At 33.6% G+C, this 20845-nt stretch carries 14 protein-coding genes and 1 tRNA gene; 6 read left to right on the top strand and 9 right to left on the bottom strand.

What is annotated here, in order from left to right; translation table 11 throughout:
* Positions 1 to 3: 3 nt before the first annotated feature.
* The 6 genes from pepT (at position 4) to ATCC51562_RS00350 (ending at position 8114) form a co-directional block, all read left to right on the top strand.
* Positions 4 to 1227, top strand: a complete 1224-nt coding sequence (gene pepT / locus ATCC51562_RS00320; protein ID WP_021090375.1) for a peptidase T — start codon at positions 4 to 6, stop codon at positions 1225 to 1227.
* A 59-nt stretch (positions 1228 to 1286) separates the two neighbouring features.
* A complete protein-coding gene (locus tag ATCC51562_RS00325) occupies positions 1287 to 2276 on the top strand; it encodes an argininosuccinate synthase domain-containing protein (protein ID WP_021090316.1) in 990 nt (329 codons plus the stop codon).
* Between the two features lie 105 nt (positions 2277 to 2381).
* Positions 2382 to 2458 (top strand) — tRNA-Met (locus tag ATCC51562_RS00330).
* A gap of 241 nt (positions 2459 to 2699) precedes the next feature.
* Complete coding sequence (locus ATCC51562_RS00340) at positions 2700 to 2912, top strand: hypothetical protein (RefSeq protein WP_021090223.1); 213 nt, start codon at positions 2700 to 2702, stop codon at positions 2910 to 2912.
* A gap of 105 nt (positions 2913 to 3017) precedes the next feature.
* Complete coding sequence (locus tag ATCC51562_RS00345) at positions 3018 to 4772, top strand: hypothetical protein (protein ID WP_035167045.1); 1755 nt, start codon at positions 3018 to 3020, stop codon at positions 4770 to 4772.
* 534 nt (positions 4773 to 5306) lie between these two features.
* Positions 5307 to 8114, top strand: a complete 2808-nt coding sequence (locus tag ATCC51562_RS00350; RefSeq protein WP_021090322.1) for a retention module-containing protein — start codon at positions 5307 to 5309, stop codon at positions 8112 to 8114.
* 64 nt (positions 8115 to 8178) lie between these two features.
* Here ATCC51562_RS00350 and ATCC51562_RS09775 read toward each other — a convergent pair whose 3' ends face one another.
* The 9 genes from ATCC51562_RS09775 to ATCC51562_RS00395 form a co-directional block, all read right to left on the bottom strand.
* On the bottom strand, positions 8179 to 8928 hold the full coding sequence (locus ATCC51562_RS09775) for a Cj0814 family flagellar-dependent secreted protein (RefSeq protein ID WP_021090241.1): 750 nt from the start codon (positions 8926 to 8928) through the stop codon (positions 8179 to 8181).
* 772 nt (positions 8929 to 9700) lie between these two features.
* Positions 9701 to 11278: a coiled-coil domain-containing protein gene (locus tag ATCC51562_RS00360; protein WP_021090309.1), complete on the bottom strand. Its 1578-nt coding sequence runs from the start codon at positions 11276 to 11278 to the stop codon at positions 9701 to 9703.
* Between the two features lie 307 nt (positions 11279 to 11585).
* Positions 11586 to 11873, bottom strand: a complete 288-nt coding sequence (locus tag ATCC51562_RS00365; RefSeq protein WP_035167048.1) for a type II toxin-antitoxin system RelE family toxin — start codon at positions 11871 to 11873, stop codon at positions 11586 to 11588.
* Entirely contained in the window at positions 11863 to 12114 is a 252-nt protein-coding gene (locus ATCC51562_RS00370; protein ID WP_021090332.1) for a type II toxin-antitoxin system Phd/YefM family antitoxin, read from the bottom strand. Before ATCC51562_RS00370 ends, ATCC51562_RS00365 begins: the two co-directional genes overlap by 11 nt.
* Positions 12115 to 12700: 586 nt before the next feature.
* Complete coding sequence (locus ATCC51562_RS00375) at positions 12701 to 14728, bottom strand: AIPR family protein (RefSeq protein WP_021090347.1); 2028 nt, start codon at positions 14726 to 14728, stop codon at positions 12701 to 12703.
* A 9-nt stretch (positions 14729 to 14737) separates the two neighbouring features.
* Positions 14738 to 15646, bottom strand: a complete 909-nt coding sequence (locus tag ATCC51562_RS00380) for a PD-(D/E)XK motif protein (RefSeq protein ID WP_021090365.1) — start codon at positions 15644 to 15646, stop codon at positions 14738 to 14740.
* Positions 15639 to 18302, bottom strand: a complete 2664-nt coding sequence (locus ATCC51562_RS00385; protein WP_021090330.1) for a Z1 domain-containing protein — start codon at positions 18300 to 18302, stop codon at positions 15639 to 15641. Before ATCC51562_RS00385 ends, ATCC51562_RS00380 begins: the two co-directional genes overlap by 8 nt.
* On the bottom strand, positions 18292 to 19695 hold the full coding sequence (locus ATCC51562_RS00390; RefSeq protein ID WP_021090283.1) for an ATP-binding protein: 1404 nt from the start codon (positions 19693 to 19695) through the stop codon (positions 18292 to 18294). The genes ATCC51562_RS00385 and ATCC51562_RS00390 overlap by 11 nt, the downstream gene beginning before the upstream one ends.
* Positions 19676 to 20701, bottom strand: coding sequence for a DNA cytosine methyltransferase (locus tag ATCC51562_RS00395; protein ID WP_021090225.1), 1026 nt, complete (start codon positions 20699 to 20701; stop codon positions 19676 to 19678). The genes ATCC51562_RS00390 and ATCC51562_RS00395 overlap by 20 nt, the downstream gene beginning before the upstream one ends.
* Positions 20702 to 20845: the final 144 nt, after the last annotated feature.

Genomic DNA, 20845 nt, shown 5'->3' on the forward strand with positions numbered 1-20845 from the left:
AAAATGGATATCGTAGAGAGATTTTTAAACTACACAAAATTTAACACTACAACAAATAAAGAGAATGGATTAAAAGGCGTTATGCCTTCTAACCCAACTGAGTACGAGCTGGCTAAGTTTTTAAAAGAAGAGCTTAGCTCACTAGGCATAAAAGATATCATCTTGCAAGACAATGCCATCTTGATAGCAAAAATTCCTGCAAACTGCGAAAATACTCCAAGTATAGCCTTTTTTGGTCACTTAGATACAAGTAGTGAGCAAAAAAATGATACCAAAGCTAAAATCGTAAAATACACAGGCGGCGACATCTGCCTAAACGAAGAGCAGGGAATTTATCTAAAATTTAGCGACAATCCAGAGCTTAAAAAATATGATGGTGACGACATAGTCGTGACTGACGGCACTAGCTTGCTTGGAGCTGATGATAAGGCTGCGATCGCAAGTATCGTAAATATGGCTAGCTATTTTATGCAAAATCCTGATGTAAAGCACGGTAAAATCGTGATCTGCTTCGTGCCAGATGAGGAGCAAGGCTTGCTTGGGGCAAAAGCACTTGATGTAAATTTGCTAGGAGCTGATTTTGGTTACTGCTTAGATTGTTGCGAGATAGGTGAGCTAATATATGAAAACTGGAACGCAGCTGACTGCACGATGGTCTTTAAAGGCGTTTCGGCTCATCCGATGAACGCAAAGGGTAAGCTTGTAAATTCGCTACTTCTTGCGCATAAATTTATCTCGCTTTTGCCAGGTGGCGAAGTGCCAGAGTGTACCGAGGGCAAGGAGGGGTATTTTTGGGTGAAAGAGCTTAGTGGAAACAGCGCAAAAACAACTCTTAAGATCGATATAAGAGAATTTGATGAGGTGAAATTTCAAAAAAGGCTTGAGTTTTTAAGCGATATGGCAAATTCTTTTAACAAAATTTATGGAGATCGTTGCGAGATCACGCTAAAAACACGCTATGAAAACGTCTTTAAATTTTTAAAAGACGAAAACTCACTTCCGATAAAACTAGCAAAAGATGCCTTTAGTGAGCTAAATATCACGCCAAATATAAAGCCAATGCGTGGCGGATATGACGGCGCTGTGATATCCGCAAAAGGTGTGCCAACGCTAAATTTATTCACAGGGGCAAACAACTTTCACTCTATCTACGAGTATTTGCCAGTTAGCAGTCTAAAAGCCGCTAGCGAAGTGATTAAAAAAATCGTAATTAACGCTGCTAAATAAACTTCATAAAAGCCTAGATTTAGTAAATTTAGGCTTTAAATTTTACTTTCAGGACAAAAATGAAGGCTTTAGCTTTGTTTAGCGGAGGGCTTGATAGCATGCTCTCAATGAAATTAATAAGCGATCAAAACATCGAAGTGATCGCACTTTATATGGACACTGGATTTGGCGTAGATGAAGAAAAACATGAAATTTTAAGACGCCGTGCAGCTTTGGCTGGAGCTAGCTTAAAAGTGGTTGATATGAGAAATGAGTATCTTCGTGATGTGCTTTTTAACCCAAAATACGGCTATGGCAAGCAGTTTAATCCATGCATCGACTGCCACGGCTATATGTTTAAAACAGCTCTAAATATGCTAAAAAGTGAAAATGCAAATTTTATCATCACGGGCGAAGTTTTGGGTCAAAGGCCGATGAGTCAGCGAAGAGATGCACTCTTTCAGGTTAAGCGCCTAGCTGATGACGAGGATGATCTAGTGCTTCGTCCGATGTGCGCTAAGCTTTTGCCACCAACAAAGCCAGAGCGCGAGGGTTGGGTCGATAGAGAGAAGTTACTTGATATAAGTGGGCGTGATAGAAAGCCACAGCTTGCTTTGGCAAAGGAATTTGGCTTTGAGGACTTTGCAACGCCTGGAGGCGGGTGTTTGCTCACTATTGAGAGTTTCGCTGTGAAGATAAAAGACTACTTGAAATTTGACAAAGAGATGCGAGATATCGATGTCGTGTGGCTAAAGCTTGGAAGGCATTTGCGATTGCCAGATGGTACAAAAATGATAATAGGACGTGACGAGAGCGATAATAACGCACTTTTAGCACATCCAAACGATAAATTTGATCAAGTAAAATTTAAAGAGAGTGATGACATCGTAGGAGCTGTTAGTTTTATAAGTAAAAATGCCAGTAAAGCTGATAAAGAGCTGGCCGCAAGGCTCGCGCTTGCTTATACAAAAGCTAACAGAGAAAATAAATTTGAAGTTAGCATAGATAGCGAGAAATTTAGTATCACACCTGAGGATAAATCTCTAGCTCAAAATTATTTCGTAAAATAGATATTTTATCGATTCTTGGTGCTTTTACTTTGTGTTTGTAGATAAAGATGGTTTTTATCTACAAATAAGTTTAAAAATTATATAATCCGAAACTTATTTTAAAGTGTCACGGTAGCTCAGCTGGTTAGAGCGCTGGTCTCATAAGCCGGAGGTCGGGAGTTCAAGTCTCCCCCGTGACACCATAAATGTCCTACTTATCGATACTTTAACTGCCCTTTTTGCAGTCTTTCCTTTCTTTAAATTTTCTAAAAGTATGGTACACTTTTTAAAAAAAGTGGTACAGTTTTTAAGAATTGCTTTATTTTACACAATGCTTTCTATGAATTTGCTTTTATTTTTACTGATAGGTAAAATTTTATCTCAAGATGAGTAGAAATAAATTTATCTTACTCTTAAATTTTCGGCACAACTTTTGCCTACTCTTTGAAGCTAAATTCAAGAAGCGAGATAGGCATACCAAAGGCTTATTATAATGAGATACTATCTGACAAGAAAGATCTAAAAGATATACTAGCTAGGATTTTAAAGCTTAGAAATTTAGAGCTTAAAAAGGATCACACGCTCGAGGGACTAGCAAATAAAATAATGGATGTTTTAAAAGAATTTGATGAGAGGACGAAGGTAGGAGAGCTATAAAATATATAACATAGTAGGCATTCGCTCTAAGCCATTTTGGCTACCATACTACTAAACATTTTTTACTTTTGTCGATATAAGCTATATATTTTAAAAGGATTTAAAATGATGGTAACACAAAATTTACAACCCATAAAAATAGATTTGCCAAAAAATATGATCCACTCAAGGCTACTTCTTGGTGTAGATAGAGTGCAAACTCTAGACAACACAAATTTAAAGTCTGAGCTTAAAGACATCGCTACTAAGCTTATTTCAAATAGCACTTACTCTATCATCCAAAGCGCCAGCACCAGTGGTGTGAAATCAGACTACTCTAAAACAGATATTGGGCTAAATCAAGCTTTTTCTTATAGAGATATCCAGAGGAGAAACTGGAGCAAAGAAGACTTTGAGAACAAGTATCTATTTGGCGAAGATGCCTCAGCACTAAGGAAAGTGGATCAAACTAGCACCTATTTTTCATCTATAAATTCAAAAACTCCCATTAAGCCCATCGCGGCAGCAGATACTAAATTTACAAATTTAAATGACTACGCCTATGAAAAAACGATAAAAACTTCACGAGGTGACGTAGAGGTCTTTTTGGATCTTTATGACGATAATGACAAACTAGGCATAGGCAAGCTAGACGCAAATGGATTTTTATTTAACTTTGATAGCAACAAGGATGGAGTGATAAATTCTGGCGATAAATACTTTGATAAGCTAAAAGTTAGAGGCTACGACAAAGACGGTAATGAGAAAATTTTTAAACTAAGCGAAGTTACGAGCGAGATAAACCTGAACGACTTTATCAAAAAGGATATTAGAAATTTAAGCTACGAGGCTATGGACTTTGCTAGCAAAAATACGGTTGATTATAGAGTTAGTTTAAACAACTCAAACCCTTATACTTTATTTTCAGCCGAGTATCGCTACCAAAAGATAGGCAAAGAAGAGACTAATAAATTTTTCAAAGACCATGCAGACCAAGACGGCTGGGTAGATCTTAGGGATAATAAGATATTTAACGAAGAGAGCGGCTTAAACAACTTTGCCTATGAGAAAGTTGGCTTTGACGGCAAGAAAAAGCTTAGTGAGTTTAACCCTATCATAAAACCTACTGGATCTAAACAAGATGAGAGTTTTTCATACGTAGGCTATCAAAAAGATAGTTTTATGAAATTTTATAATGACTACCAAAAAGAGTCTAGTGCTCACAGCATAGATGTAGAGTGGATAAGCAAAAATTTAAAAGAAAATGATGTAGAAGACGCAGATGATCTCATCTCAAAGCTAAAAGCCACAAAGTCATCTTATATGATCGCTATGGAGAGTGAGTTTGAAAAGGCAACTGGGCTTGAGTTTAGCCTAGAAAATTTAGAAAGAGTAAAGCATGCTTTTGAGAGTGATACGAGCAAGGCTGCAGCTGCTCTAAAGGACACAGACAGCGTAATAGCTATGAAGCTAAACAAAAATGGCACTATCACGCTTAAATTTGATAGCGGAAGAGAGCTAGAGGTAAAAGAAATTTATAACGACACGGGCAAGCTAATAAGCAAAGATGACAAAGATAGTAAAAGAGCAAGTATAAATTTAGATGCTAAGAGCATGAATGATGTAGAGCTAAATAGACTTGACTTTAAAGATATAGGCATAAAGCAAGATGATAAGATATCTAGTCTAAAAGAGCTTGGAGCAAAGCTCGTTAAAAACCTCTCTGATAAATTTACAAGCAAATTCCTAATCGGACTTGAAAACGGCAAAAGCATCACCACTAAAGAAATTTACAACATCACTTATCTTGAAAACGACCTAAAATTTAAAGAGCTATCTAGCAAAGATAGGCTTTATAAAAAGGTAGATACGAGAGTTTAGGAGTAAATTTATGCAGACTAAAAACCCTCGGAAAAATAAATCTTTTCACAAAAAAGACGATATCTTTAGTATGAGTTAAAGCTAAAAGGATCTAAGATGATAAACGCGCTTGACGAATGTAATCTAAAATACATGAGCTGGCTTGGTTACCTCACATCGTAGTTTCAGATAAATCGATTTTTGTTCATGCAGGCATAGATTTTTCTAAGCCTGCAGAAGAGCAAAACGAATTTGATGTAATCTGGGAGCGAGGCAACATGAGTTTGCCTAACACTACGGGTAAAGAAATATATTTTGGTCACACCATAACACCGAGCAGGACTATTGAACAGCAAGCTCCGGGTGTTTATGCAGTAGACTGCGGAGCAGTGCATTCTCACAGATTGCAAGCCATCGAAACCAAAACCAAACAAATATTCGAAGTCACCAAATAAAGAATTTTTTAAGCACTTAATCGTACCTCAGTACAATAGACATATTTTATGAAAATATATATAATTCGTCCACTTTAAAAATAAACATAAGGAGAATGTTATGGCTAACGAAGCTGGAGTAGTTAAAAGTGTAACTGGGGGAAGCGCAAGAGCTCTTAACAATGCAACTGGAGAAGTAAGAAATCTTAGCGTTGGAGACATCGTCTATCAAAACGAAAAGATAATCACAGATAGTGCTGACTCTAAAGTAACAATAACTCAAACTGATGGTAAAGAAATAACTCTAATAGGTAAAGATACTATAACTCTAGATCAAGATACTGGTAATAACCAAACAGTAGCTGATATCTCAGCTCTACAACAAGCAATCTTAAATGGAACAGACTTAAATGCATTAGAAGAAACTGCTGCAGGTGGTCCACAAGCAGGTAATGCTGGCGGAGATGGTGTAAGCCTTGGTGCTGCTAGCTTTGCTGAGGGAGGGCATTACTCAAATATCAGTGAAAATTTCAGAAATTTAAATGGCTCTGGCAGAAATTTCGAATCACCTATAAGCTCGGTTGGCGGTTATGCTGATGGAGCCGCTGGTACTGATGTGACAACACCTGTAGTGCCAGTAACTCCAGCCCCTACGGTCACTATGCTTGAATCCGAAGCTAAGGAGACCAAAGCAGCAGCAGGAGACGAGTATCTTATCTATAATATAAAGCTTGCGGAAGCTAAAACCACATTCAATCTGAATGTAGCAGCTACAAGCAATAACGCAGGCAATGATTACAGCAGGAATCTTGAGTATTCATTTGATGGTGGTAACACTTGGCAACCTCTAGTCGACGGTAAAATTTCAGCTAATAGACCAGCTCCTATTCAAAACATTCAAGTTAGAATTAAAGTCATCGATGATGACGGACGCATTAATGGCAATCAAAATGAAGGTGTCAAAGCCGAGGATAGAGGCGCAGCGTTTGGAGCAGATGATTATGGCGTATATAAAAACGGCGTAACATTAAGCGTTACTGACGGCAATAGCGCGAGCGCATCTGCAACAGGCAATATCATCGATAATGACGATATCCTCACGGCAAATAAATTTCTTGACGGCAAGCATATCAATACCGAAGACGGAGAGGATACGATAACTATAAACAATGGCGCTCGTAATTCTACTATCGATGCGGGTACTAATAGCGACAAGATCATTATGAATAATGATACGACCATTGAGCAAACAAATATCATTGCTGGCGAAGGTGATGATCGTATTGATATGAATAATGGTGTTAAATTTGAAAATTCTACTATCGATGCTGGAGTGGGTGGTGATACTATAAATGTAAATGCAGGTGCAAAAGTTAGAAATTCTACTATTTATACAAAAGAGGGCTCAGACACTACAAACATCAATGGCGGCACGGTAACAAGTAGCGAGATAAACCTTGGCAACAACACAGCTGATAAAAGAGACGTTGTAAATGTAAATTCTGGTAGCACACTTACAGACACAGTAATAAATGGCAAGAATGCGCTTGGCAATGATGAGATAAATTTAAAGGCGGGCTCTGTTTCGCATAATATAGGAATCAATACTGGTGCTGGCAACGATACTATAAATATGAGCGGTAAACTCATGGTTGATAGGGATACTGATGATATTTTAATAAAAACGGGTGAGCGTAATGACACTATCAATATAGATGGTGGCGAAATTACAGGAAGTAGAACAAGACCTGCGCCTTATCAAAATGTACCTTATCAAGTTCAGATGGAAACTGGCACGGGCGATGATACCGTAAATATCAAAAATCGTGCAAGCCTAAAAGATGTCAGCATAATAACTGGTACTAGCGGCATCCCAGTTGGTGGTAATGATACGGTAAATATTACTGATAATAGCAAGCTTGAGCATGTTAATATAAATCTACAAAGAGGTACAGACACTGTAAATGTAAAAAATGCGACGCTAATAGATGTTGCGATAGATTCAGAGGATGATTCCGTAGATGGTATTAACACAGTCAATGTAGATAATTCTAGTTTAGATCAAACAAAAATTTATACAGGTGATGACAATGATATTATAAATATCAGAAATACCATAATAAATGACGATAAGCACGGTGCGTATGGAACTATTATAAAAGGCGAGGGTGGAAGTGATACTATAAACATTGAGTCATCAAAAATATTTGGGGAAAAAGCCTATATAGATGCTGATTCTTATGGCACTAGTAAGGCAGGTAATGATATTTTAAATATCAAAGATTCTACTATTGATGGTATAAAACGTATCTATACAGGCGGTGGCAATGATGATATCCATATAACTAACTCTACAATATCTAATGTTGAAGATGCAGACGACTCATTTAGAAGTATAGGCGCAGGCGACGGTAATGATACTATGACGCTTGATGGTGGCACTAAGATTATTAATACAAACATAGGCATGGGTGCTGGCAATGATACTATAAATATAGAAAGCGGCACTATCCTTGATCGCACAATCATAAGTGGTGGAACTGACAATGATACATTCAAGTTGGGTAAAGGTATTGATCTTAGCAACAATGTTAAACTTGATGGCGGAGCCGGTAACGACGATACTCTACAAATAAGCGAAAATATCGACTTTTCTAAGGTATCAAATTTCGAGCACTTAAAACTCGGAGCAGATAATGAGAGTGTAGATCTAAAAAATTTAAGTATCGGAGATGTCTTGAATATCACTGGCAATAAAGATACTGTCTTAAAAATAGATGGCGACAGATCTGATCATTTAAGCCTCAAAGGGTTTAATAATACTCCTGTTTCAAACCATGACGGATACGATAGATATGAGGGTTTCGATAGTTACGGCAATACCATATCGATCGATATCAAACAAGGTGTCGCCATCGATTTTTATTAGAATAAGCCTATCATTAAAACTTTTTCAAGCACGATTTGCCATAAAGCAGTCGTGCTTTTTTAGTTTATAGGCCGTTTCGGTTATAATTAAAAGAGATATCAGGGTTAAAACTAAACTCATCACCTGCTTCGCTCATAGTAAAATCAACCTCTTTTACTATGAGCCTAACGCCTGCACTTGAAAGCTCTTTACTAAGAGTTTTAGCACTATTTAGCTCATCAGTGCTAGAGTAGATGTTTGAGATAGTAGAGTTTGATAGATCTTTTAGCAAATGTCCTTTGGCATCATAGTGAGTGCCTTTTGTGCTGTAGCCTTTTGGTAGTTTGCCTATATCTGCAAGGGTGTAGCTCTTTTTATCATCACCTAAAGCAGACGTCATTTGATCAAATAGTCTGTAGTAGTGCTTTATGGTGTCAGCCATATCGATGTTATCAAAGATCTTTATCTGCTCGTCTTTGCTCCTGATGCGGTTTAGCACATGGTTGCGCTCGGCAAATCTACTAAGCTCATCAAGCGTGCTTTTGTGAATTTTAAAATCTTGTGGCAAGCCTGCAGCTTTGTTAAAGTCAGCTCCCATAAAGCCTGCCTTATCTACTGTGTAGCCGTAAGCTTGAAGATCACTAAAATTTAGAGAGATGAGGCTGTTTTGTGATGAAGAGACATAGTTAAATTTAGCAAGCTCTTGGCTTGGCTTACTGCTCTCATCTTTAGTCTTTTGGTTAAAAACATCACTAAAATTTGCAGATCTATTTTGCTTGTGTTGTTGATGAGTATATGAATTTACATTGGTACCTAAGATGCTAATATCATTCATAGCTTGACCTCCTAGTTTCTTGTATGATACCAAGTAAACACATTCCAACCAACAAGAATAAAACCAAACAGAATGGATCGTATCTATGAGTTATGTTTAACTCTAGTGATTTATATTCTACCTATAGGTATTATTGGATATTGCATAAAATTCTTGTTTACTATTTGTTTGTATAAAAACTAATTTTAAAATATAAATTTCACTTAAGTAAAAATAAATTCATTTTTCATATCATGCTCAGTTGCCAACAAACATTATCTAAAAATATCTTTCAAATATAAGTTTTAGCTCTATAGTGCTAAAACTTATTTAGCACTATCAAAAATTGATAGTGCTATAAGGTCTTGGCCAGACGGGCTAAAAGTCTAATAGTTATTATAAAAATAAGCTTAATTATGTTAAAAAAAGCAGCTTGTTTTTTATGGCAATTACTGATAAAAATATTAAATAAAAATATTGTTTAACTTATATTTAATATTTTATGACGGTTTCTTGGATTAGGTATTAGTAGTAAAGTTAATAATGTATATCAACTTTGTAAAAATATTGAGAGAAAATTTTCACTGTCTTAAATCAATACTTTAAATTTAAACAATGCATATAGTAAAGTAGAAGAAATTTTTAGATCGTCTGTTTTTACATTAAGCTCGTGGTGTGTCTAGTTATAAAGTTCGATCTTATAACATTGATATAACGACTATACGCCAGCTTAATATAATGCCTAGAGTGATTTGCTAATAAGCAGCAATAGAGCTTTATGAGAGAGTCGCTATCACATTTCTAAGCTAGAGTCCTTTTTGCCAAATATCTCATTTTTTATCTCAGGTAGATAACTATCTATAAAGTCCCTGATATTTGGGATAGTGTTTACCACACTTTTAAAGAAGGTTACCACTTTTTCCTTGAAGACCTTAAGAGTTGTATTTTCATCTTTTAGTCTTTTATTTTCATCTGCTAGACTTTGATTTTCATTTTTTAACGCTTCATTAGCTTCCATTGCTTGCCCCAGCTCCTCTACCTCTTTTTGTTGTTTGGTAACTAGTTCTTTATATGTTTTAACTTCTTTTTCTAGCTCTTTATTTTCTTCTTCCACTTCTATTTTCTTGGCTTCAACACCCTTTAGTCTTGTCAGCTCTTCTTTGTCTGCCTTGGCTTGGTTTATAATTTCTTTGCTATTAAGTATCTGGCTTTTATAATTATTTATAGATACATCTTTTTGTTTCAAAGTTTCTTTTAGTACATTAATCTCTTCTTTTTGAGTCAACACTATGTCTTTATCCTCAAAAGTCTTATTTAGCTCTTTTAGTTCTAAAATCTCATTATGTAGGAGTTCATTTTCTGACTCTAACTCATTTTTTCTAGCCAATATTTCACTCTTATCAGCTAGTTGCTTTTCCAATTCATCTATCTTATTTTGAAGATCAGTGTCTTTAATTATGGTTATGTTTTGTTTTGTTAAATCATAAATATCTTTACTGATAGTTTTTACGAATTCTTCCATGCCATCTTTGGATATCTCATAGCGTATCTTACCTGTGAATGATTTTTTTTCATCAAAAGCTTCATCAATACATTCTTCAAAATTCAAAGTAATATCATTTTTAAGTGCTTGTTCGCTTTTATAAGATAGCTCAGTTTTATGCATTTGTTTTAGAGTTTTATGAATAGCCTTACTTCCTACCACGCCTCTTACAGCTATACCACTAAATGCATCTGCACTCATATCTTGCATATCTCTGCCGTATATAGCCATATTTTTTCTGTCTCTTCTTATGCAAGCATGCTTAGTAAAATCATAGTTTGAAAAAATGATTTGCCAGTGTTTGGTTTTTTCATCATTATGCTCAGTAGCAGCCACACATTCTACGCCGTATTTTTTACAATATTTATTAATAAAGTCCATGGCCTTAGCAAGAATGTTTAGCCCATTTATAAACTTGGTCTCTTCTTCATTGAGTCCTTCATTTTCTTCTTTGGGTCTTTGTGTTCCAAATGTTAAAAGTATCTCCGTAAAAGGGGTCATCTTTTTTTGCCAAACACGCTTTCTTGATTTGCCGTTTTTGTCAGTTATAGTTTGGCTTTCATAGTCTTTTTTGAATTGCAACAACATCTCTTTTATCTTGTTTTCAATATCCTCGTGAGACATACTACGAGATGGCTCTTTTTCTATAAGAACACCATGGCTATTTTGTACAAAATACCTATTGGCTCTTGCATCCCTTCTTAAATACTTTATCTTTTTTGTTTGCTTGGGCTCCCGCATGTTGTGGCACATTCTATCTATGGCTTTTTCATAGGTGATATTATCAGTTAGCGTATTTATAACTATTTCATAACCATTTATCTTCATCTTAATATCCTTATTTAGATAAATTTTTAAGATTATTTTATAAAATTTCACAGCCTAAAACAAGGAATTTGGTAGGCTTCAGCCCCCTAAAATGCGTATTTTTTAAAAATACTATGAAATATATAATATAATTTTTGTAGCTTTTAAATTTTCTCTTAGAAATTTAGTCTAGTATGAAATTAAGAAAATAAAATAATAAAAATGTAGGGGGTTATGCTCATCATAAAAGAGTACTTTAGATAGGACAAGCTAATAACATAAAATTAGTTATTAGCAAATCACAGATAACTAAAGTCTAGCTTTATGCTTAGTTAAATTTATCCTTTAGCATCTCGTATACTTCGTTATTCTCTCTTTTGCCGACAACTAGCACCAATACTACGATCTCGTCATCTTTTACTTGATATGCCAAGCGATAGCCGACATCTCTTAGCTTGATCTTATAGACATCTTCATAGCCTCGTAGCTTGTCCTTAGCAACCTTTGGATTTTCTAGACGCTCACTTAGCTTCTTTTTAAACTGCACTTTTATGCTATTGTCAAGCTTTTGCCACTCTTTTAAGGCACTTGGCAAGAACTCTAACTCATAGCTCATCTAGACTTACTTTTACCGGTTTTTCACCACTTGCTAGAGCAACATCTACTGCTTTACTTAGATGATACTCTTCTATTATCTCTGCCATTTTTTCATAGACATCACTAGGTACTAGATAGGCGCTAGGGACATTGTGATTTAGTATAGCTACGACATTATCTCCGGCTTGTTTTAAAATTTGAGCTGGAGACTTTTTTAGCTCGCTTATGCTAGCTGTAAAATTTGCTTGTATGGTTTGCATTTTTATCCTTTATTTAATACCTAAAATAATACTAAATAAGATATAAGAATAGTCTTAAAACTCATGCTTTGAAATTTGCCCCTACTCATTTTCATACGACACTATCTCTACTTTAGCTTTGAGTGTATTAGTGTTAATAGGCTTGGCATAATCAAAATAAGATAAACATTATTTTGATTTTTTACCATAAGATATAAATGGTTTCATTATAATCACAATAAATTTATTACACCAATAAAATTATTGGGTATATACAGATTAACACTACCGGAATAGCTATTAGTATAATTTAATATACAAATAAAGACTTTCAAAATCTAAGACAATATTTTCTAGGGTTATAAGCCTTCGGCACATTCTAACGCAAGATCCTAAATTTAACATACCATGAACTTGATATCTTGAAGCACGACACTTAAAAAGGAATACCGAAAATTCTCTTCTATTTAATTTTATACATTTTTAATATTCAGTTAAGATTAATTTTTATCTACAATCAAAGAAGTATAGTTTCCAAAATAGTTTTAACGCTATACATACAATTATTGGAGTACATTCTTATTGACTGGTATACAATAAATAGCCATTATATCAAAAAACCTTCTTTTATAGCATTCTCATAAAGATCATATAAAATAATAGCTTGCTTTATAGAAGGAAGTCCTATACTTCCATTTACCACTTTTGCCAATATATCCATTTGCTTCATAGATATTTGGAGTCTTATTTCATCTTTTTCATAATATTTTAAAATCTTGTCCCAATCTTTAAATTTAACGACAAACGATTGAACTTCTATATTGTCATCAAGTTTCTTGTCTTTTCTTGCTTCTTTTTTTATATACTTTTCTTCTTCTGCACTACTTAATATCTCATCATCAAATTCTAAACTCAATTCCATATCTTTTATACTATCCCAGCATAACTTCTTTTTACACCATTGGCCTATATTTGCATTGCCTTCCGGCGGGTTAGTTATGTTAGTATATATTTTGCTAGCAACTATAGAGATTATATTCTCTAAATTATTAGATATTTTTTGTTCATCCCATATTTTAGAAAAATTTAAAAATAATCTATTTTTTTCTAAATAATACGATAAGTACGATAGGGTATAGGCTACGCATTGTGCCCTATAACCACCATTGTACCAAGTGGCGTAAGAAACAAGTTTTTCAACTTGTTTAAACATTATAATTCTAGATACTGCTTCTTTAAAATAGTTGCTCGTTATACAAAGCTCATCTTTTTCTAACATTTGAGTAATATGTTTTGCAAAAGCCATAAAGCTATATTGTGCGCCTTTTGATACAATATCCGGCGATTGTAGCCAAGCGATTTCGCTTTTAGCTAAAAATGTTTTATCTATAAGTTGTGACTTGGGGTTTTCTATTTGAAATTTCTTTTTATCTGTGCCACTTAAATATGCTTGTTCATTTAAGTATTCGCCCCTTACCCTCTCATAAAACCAATGAGTTCTTACTTGTATTCCATCAACAGCTGGTGCCAAATTTCTTCTTGAGCATTCTTTGAAATCTTTATGGAAAGGACTATTTGAAAAAAAATCTGATTGATTTATCTTGTTTTGGGTATTTGCGTATTCGCTAACTTTTGAGACAAATTCATCTTGTTTTTCGGCGTCAGCAACTACAGATAGTTTCATCTGAACATAAATTTTTGATACGTCTAGCTTTGAATTTTTACTTGAAGCATATATGGCCGATACGGTCTGGCCTCCATTGACAATCTGAAAATTTGATATTTTTATAATTTTGCCATCTTGCAAAATAACATCATTAGCTGTTGCAGTTATGCCATTATTGTATGCGAAAAACATCTCTGGCTTATATTCTATAGTGTTTCGCAACCCCTTATTGACGTTGCCTCTAAATTGCAAAAAAGTTCTGACGTTTTGTTCTAAAAGTCTAGAGCCAAATGTATCATAAATTTCAACTATTGTCCTGCCATCTATTACGCTTAAATAAGATCTGTAGTCTTTCGCCGGCGTGTCTACTACAAGCGCCGGTAAATCAACCTCAACGTCAAAGTTGTTTTTTGAGTTATTTATAGTATAAATTTTATATAAAAACTCAATATCTATGATGCGATATTCCGCATCAATGCCAGATAATACTTTATTTGGGATACTTGCTAAATTTTTAGTAATTTTTCCGTCTGTTATAATAATAAGGCGGATTTTTTTAATTTCATTTTTAATTAAATACGAATATATATTATAGGCCATTGAGTAATGCTCAAAACCCTCCTCCATAATATCATAAAGTTTTTGGAAACTCCTTAAAAGGAAATTTTCCAGCTTTTTAAATTTTGATTCTATCTGCGCTTTTATGAGAGTTTGTATATCATCACTTTGAAAAAAACAATGCACTAGAAGGCTAAGCTTACCACGCTCTACATCAAAGTCATATCCACTTACTTCCATATCTCTTTTATTGTATTCAGCAATCATGTAGTCTTGCGATAGTTCTCCTTCGTCAACAAGAGAGTCACAGACCGACTCAAAAAATGCTTCTTGTTTGCTTATACCTCGGCTTTGGGCTTGACTCACGATATCCTGCATAAAATCTTGATGAAAGTCATCTAAACTAACCATTTTTTGCCTTTAAAGTTTTATTCTCTCCAACAAAAATTCATTGCATTTTAATAAATCTACCGTATATTTTACGTTATGAATTCTGGAATCTATGTCTATGGAAGTAATTTTTGGAAATTTATTATCTACATTAAAAAATAAAATTTTATCTATTTTAAATTTTAATAGTTCTACTTGAAAATTTGATTTATAGCCATACGAAAAAAGCTTTTTATAAAATGATTCTATGTCGGCGACCTTCACTTCTATACTCTTTATGATGTCCTCAACACTAAGTCCTTGCGAATTTATAGATAAAGAGTATACTGCGAGATATAATTTTTCTTTAGTTGTATAAAGTTGATAAGCAGATGAAATTGTAACATGTGGCGATTTTGAAGCTTTATACGTTTTAATCTCAACAGCGCAGTCATTAAATAAAAAGTCTTGTTTATCAAAATCTGCCCCAACCCAAGAACTTAATGCCTCTTCAAAACCAACTTGTTTAGCTGCAATATTATTTAAAAAACTAAGTTCACCAAATAGCCCCATTTGCCTTTCTATTCCAAAATCATCATCATTTGAAATAAAAAATTTTTTCCATTTTAGGAGTCTTGTTTCTATATTGTCTAAAACATTTTCATTATTATTGCAAGTATTTAAAAGAGAAATAATATCGTTGCAAACCAATACAAATAGTTGCCAATTGGAATTATCGTTTAGTGCTATATAAAATTTGGTAGCATCTTTAAAATCTTTTCTTAGTGTATTTAAACCAATAAATTTTATACTCTTTTTACTAGTTTTTATACAAAAATCTAGTTCAATGCCAAAAGTATATCTTCCATCCAAATCCACTATCCAAAAAATATCATATCTATTGTCACCATTAACCCTTCTTCTGGTATTGTTTTTCATATCATTCCAAGGATTAATCATCTTGCTCTTCTAATTCTTCAAATTCCAAAAGCATCTCTTCTTGATATACCTTATTGATTAAATATTTAATAGTTTGAGAGCTACTATAAACACCATCATTAGGAAAACAAACGCCATAGGCTGGCAATATATCGCAGCCAAATCCGATTTGATTATTTTTGGTGTCTAATATATGCAACATTAAAATTGGATTTTTTAAATTTTTTCTTAAAAATGAAGGCCTATCGCCTCTTTTTTCTTTCTTGCTTTGTTCGTAAATTTTGTCATCTAACAATGCTTTTTCCGGATCTTCTGCCGATAGTTTTCTATTCCCAAGTTCTATGTAATCACCCTTGTCTTGCAATTTTGAGCGCTCTTCCATATTTATCCCAAATTTTTCTAAAAACATACCCTTTCCGCCATAAAGAACAACATCCCACATTGTATTCTTATCTTCCAGATACGTCCTTATAAAATCTAAATGCATATGTGCTTTTATAACACTAAAGTTATTTATAAAATTTAATATTTTCATTTTATCTATATTTTTATATATAGTGGCACTTCCTTTTTTACTACCTCTATTAAGTGATTCTATAAACTTTTTTAAAATATTTAAATTATTATCGTGTAGTTGTGGGTTTTTAGCAAATCTTACGGTTTCTATTAGCTTTCCACTTAAATCCAATGAAATACATTTTTCTTCTGCGTTTTTCATCTTATTTTTGGCTGTAATTTGTAATCGACTATTTGGATCTTGTCTGACAGCTAATCCAAAATTATAAGGAGTTAGACCATCTTCCGCCATCTCTTTAAATTTATACATAAGCTCATTTGTAGCCTCAATAATAAATCTAAAATAGTTTTGAATCTTTTCTGGCATATAAATTTTAAACAAATCCTCATAACCTTGTCTGTACCCGAACCATCTACCCATCTGCATAAGCGTATCATAGAATATGGTACTTCTTATAAAATAACTAACACTGAGTCCTTCTAGAGTAAAGCCACGTGACAGGCTAAGTCCTCCGACTGCAATGACATTTACTCTTTCACCGGTATTGTAATTAAGTGGCTTCTTGCTCTTTTGATGAACCTCTATTACTAGAATACTAGTTGCTATTTCGGATAATTTTTTTGAAATCTCCAACCATGAAAATTCTATATCAAATTTTGTTTCAAAAATATCCTTTAAGTTTAATATCAATCTACTTTGCTCTACGCAATTTGGCAGTAAAATAAAAGCATTAATATCATTTTTTAATACTTTTAAATATTCATCTATCAGGCTAGCAATTTTTTCATGCACATCAGAAAAACGACTAATATTAACAAGCATACTATTATGCTTAATTTGACCCCTTAAATCCCTTGTTGCCACATTTAGTATAAATACATTTATAGCTTCGTATAGACTTTGTGGCAATTCGGATATAAGGTGATCTTTTTTATGGTTTAAAGGAATTTTTTCATCATAATCATTAATATCTATTAAATACCTATCAGGATTATCTATAAAAATTTTTTCAGCACCGAAATAATTAGTTGGTGCATCAAGAGCATATATAAAATCTCTTGGAAATAAATCTTTAGAAATCTGCTCATTCATGTTTTTAATTTTTACACTTTGCTCATCTTCTATTGTATGATCTATAAAAATATTTGCATAAGGGGTGGCAGTATATGCAACATAGGAGCTTTTTTCAAAAAGTTCCAAAAGAGCCCTTAGCTCTTTATTTATGGTAGTTGGATCGTCTTCCTCTTTTGTATTTATGGAAGCGTAGTCAGACTCGTCATCTATCAATAACATGGCATGTTTTGAAATTTTATTATTATAATGAGACTTGATCCATCTTATGACATTGGAAAGAGTGATTGCGTTTTTCTTTATAACCAAAAGTACGGGCGTATTGATATTGTCAAAATTTATACCTTGTGAGTTTTTATGTGCATCTCTTGTATTAAAATCGCTTATTTCCGTAGTCAAGCTAATGGGTTGCATTCTATTTGCATTAGGCAAATCATCAAGTCCAACCCCGACTATTTTTGAGTCATTTTTACCAACAAAAGCCTCATTTATACGAATTTGAGTCTGGTTTCTAAGATTGTTTTTATCTCCAGCAACAATAACTATAAATTTATAACCAATATCGGCAGCCTTACATATCAATGAAGCATAATTTGAAGTTTTGCCAGATTGAACATGCCCTACAACCATACCGTATACACTAAATTCATTCTCTCTTGGATCTCCAATTTGATTCATTATCATATCAGTATCATCATCTACAGTTTTAATGACTTGCGGAGGCAAGAAGTTTTTATAAAATTTTTCCAATCTATCCCAGTAAAAATTACTATTATTGGCTTTTGTGTTTATGCTATACCAAGACGTATTGCGTCGTTTTTGTTCATCGCCTTTTATTACTAAGCCCGTACTCATTCTTACATTAAAATATTTCTCTAAGTCGTCTTTTAGTTTTTCATAATCATTATCTGAAAAATCGCCGTCTTGGTTAAATATATCAACTTTAATGTCGGACTTAATAAATCTTTTTACTCGAGATATTTCGTTGTCAATATCTTCCTCTTGTAAAACCTCATTCTGTTTAGAGTACTTGTTGGTCAAACTACTTTTTGAAAAATTAAAAACTTCTTCATAAAAACTACATTCCATCCAACGGCTCCTTATATTTTTTAAAAATCTCTATTTTTTTAATTTCATCTTCGCTAAGTCCTATATTTTTTAGATATTCCAGTATTTTAACTGCTTCTGTATTTGAAATAATATCCTCTTGCCTAAAATTATGTGGATTTTGCTGGACCTGTACCTGTATAGCTTCTAATGGTATGCATGCCTCAAGTGATTTTAGGTATAGCTGAAATAGTTCTCTTGTTTGCAAATCCAATAAATCTAATAATTTTTGATGCATTGGATTTTCTTTATTTATTGCAAAATAAATTTTACTATCTTCGCAAACTAAATCCCAAAATCTAGTAACATTTTTGTCATTTATTTTACGACCACGAGTAGAAAAGGGCTTTACCCCATCTTTTATGGAGTATAGAGCAACTCTTTTGAGCTCTTCTTTCAAGCCAGCAACTGGATTTGCGATAGACTTTTTTACATCAATATTCCACAACTCGTCTTGATCGTTTGAAATTTCAATCTTTATGCGAACAAGCTTTGTCGCATCGCTAGATTTTAGAGTTCCCCACCATTTACCATAGACAAGTAATCTGTGGGCTCTATAAAGATAGAAACCTTGAGATTTTATATAGCCACCTCTTCCGCCATATTTTTCCCATTCCGATGAAGTCACTTTTGAATGATGCGGTAAGATAAATGGGGTAATTTTTATTTCTTTTTCGTTGTATTTAATTATTTCTGTAAATTTTATAAAGGTTGCATCATGTGTTGGATTAAACGGATTAAAAGGTATTAACGGATTATTATTGATGGATATTTTTATTTTTCTTGCGCCGTCAGCACCCTCTAAAAATTGATGAAAAACCAAAGACAAATGCTCTCTTAGTATTTCTAAACATTCTGAAATTTGCTCGATTTTGTCCATATCTTCCCATATGACAAGAGTAGAATTATCGTTTTTATAAAAATCTTTAAAAATTTCAAGATTTTTATACTCACTCAACTCAGGCGTCAAAAGTAGCCATTTATCGCTTTTAGAGATATAGTCTAAATCCCATTGCTTAATATTTATCTGATTACATTTCTTTGATATAACGGTAAGTTTTTTGCATTGAGAAAATGAAGCCATTTTAAGACCTAAACCAAATTTACCAAGAGCTATATCGTTTCTTCTCTCGTCTGGATTTTTCGAAGATAGTCTCATGGCTTCTACTAGCTCATCTTCATTCATTCCCACACCATTATCTAGAATGCAAAAAAACGGTTCAGGATGTTGTATGGCATAAATTTTTATATCATTTGCACTGGCAGATATGCTGTTATCGATAATATCAGCAACTGCCACTTCAAAAGTATATCCTATATCACGAAGTGATTTGATAAAATTTGCAACATTTGGATTAATTTCTATCGGATCCATCCAACACCGCTACAATCTCTTTTGCAATTTTTTCAACCATTGGCACAACAACAGAATTTCCAGCCTGCTTATACAACTGTGCTCTTGATATGTTTGATGGGAGTATAAAGTCTCTTGAAAAGCCTTGTAAATTAAAGCATTCTTTTGGGGTTAATCTTCTTATTACACCATCATCTAATATAATTGGTATATTGTGTCCACCTGCACCCATATTTGCAGTTAGAGTAGGGCACACATTTGATTTATTAGGGCGAACATAATAGCGTCTATACTGATAAACAATATTTTCATCCACTACACTCTCTATCACTTTACGGTGAATTTTATTATTTTTGTCGTTATATATATCAGTCAGGGTAACGCACGAGTTATCTAGAAAGAATTTTATACTTTTTGGTTTCTTATTTGTTTCCTTAGGAATTTTAAACTTGCTAGATAGTAGATTGGCTTGTTCCATTTCTTTTATATTTTCTTTTATAGGTTTTTCAAATAAATAGTCGTCTTCATCCTTAAAGCCTACAATATAAATTCTTTCCCTTCCCTGTGGTATATCTGTATACTTTGCAGCGTTTAATATAAATGGTATAAAAGAATATCCAGCTCTTTTTATCTCATTTCTAATGGTTTTAAAAGTTTCACCGTTATTATGAGAAGCTATGGTTTTAACATTCTCTAAAAAAAAGGCTTTCGGCCTTAATTCTTTTAGTAATCTTGATACTTCAAAAAAAAGCTTACCACGTTCATCTTCAAACCCTCTGCCATGTCCAGCAAGTGAAAAGGGCTGACAAGGAAAACCTGCTGTTAATATATCTATATCACTTAAATTTTTACCATTTAACTTTTTAACATCTCCTTCAATGAGATTGGTACTGACGTGATTCAATCGGTAAGTTTTACAAGCATCTTTATCAATTTCATTTGCCCATACAACATTACAATTTGAATTTTTAAATGCTTGGCACACACCACCAACTCCAGCAAATAAACTTCCTACTCTGTAAGTCACAAAAAACCTTTTTAATTTTTATGAATTATATAACAATACTTATAAAATATAAAAGCATTTGGTTTTAGGGTAGTTGGTCTCAAATTCAACTTCTTTTCCTTAAGTGCTGTGCCACATGATATTGTTTTGCGTATAGTTTGCATT

The sequence above is a fragment of the Campylobacter concisus ATCC 51562 genome (genome assembly GCF_000466745.1).
Classification (GTDB): Bacteria; Campylobacterota; Campylobacteria; order Campylobacterales; family Campylobacteraceae; genus Campylobacter_A; species Campylobacter_A concisus_B.

Excerpts from the sequence above, each read along its gene's own strand:
- pepT (WP_021090375.1), top strand. The coding sequence starts at position 4 with ATGGATATCGTAGAGAGATTTTTAAACTACACAAAATTTAACACTACA.
- ATCC51562_RS00325 (WP_021090316.1), top strand. The coding sequence starts at position 1,287 with ATGAAGGCTTTAGCTTTGTTTAGCGGAGGGCTTGATAGCATGCTCTCA.
- ATCC51562_RS00345 (WP_035167045.1), top strand. The coding sequence starts at position 3,018 with ATGATGGTAACACAAAATTTACAACCCATAAAAATAGATTTGCCAAAA.
- ATCC51562_RS00350 (WP_021090322.1), top strand. The coding sequence starts at position 5,307 with ATGGCTAACGAAGCTGGAGTAGTTAAAAGTGTAACTGGGGGAAGCGCA.
- ATCC51562_RS09775 (WP_021090241.1), bottom strand. The coding sequence starts at position 8,928 with ATGAATGATATTAGCATCTTAGGTACCAATGTAAATTCATATACTCAT.
- ATCC51562_RS00360 (WP_021090309.1), bottom strand. The coding sequence starts at position 11,278 with ATGAAGATAAATGGTTATGAAATAGTTATAAATACGCTAACTGATAAT.
- ATCC51562_RS00365 (WP_035167048.1), bottom strand. The coding sequence starts at position 11,873 with ATGAGCTATGAGTTAGAGTTCTTGCCAAGTGCCTTAAAAGAGTGGCAA.
- ATCC51562_RS00370 (WP_021090332.1), bottom strand. The coding sequence starts at position 12,114 with ATGCAAACCATACAAGCAAATTTTACAGCTAGCATAAGCGAGCTAAAA.
- ATCC51562_RS00375 (WP_021090347.1), bottom strand. The coding sequence starts at position 14,728 with ATGGTTAGTTTAGATGACTTTCATCAAGATTTTATGCAGGATATCGTG.
- ATCC51562_RS00380 (WP_021090365.1), bottom strand. The coding sequence starts at position 15,646 with ATGATTAATCCTTGGAATGATATGAAAAACAATACCAGAAGAAGGGTT.
- ATCC51562_RS00385 (WP_021090330.1), bottom strand. The coding sequence starts at position 18,302 with ATGGAATGTAGTTTTTATGAAGAAGTTTTTAATTTTTCAAAAAGTAGT.
- ATCC51562_RS00390 (WP_021090283.1), bottom strand. The coding sequence starts at position 19,695 with ATGGATCCGATAGAAATTAATCCAAATGTTGCAAATTTTATCAAATCA.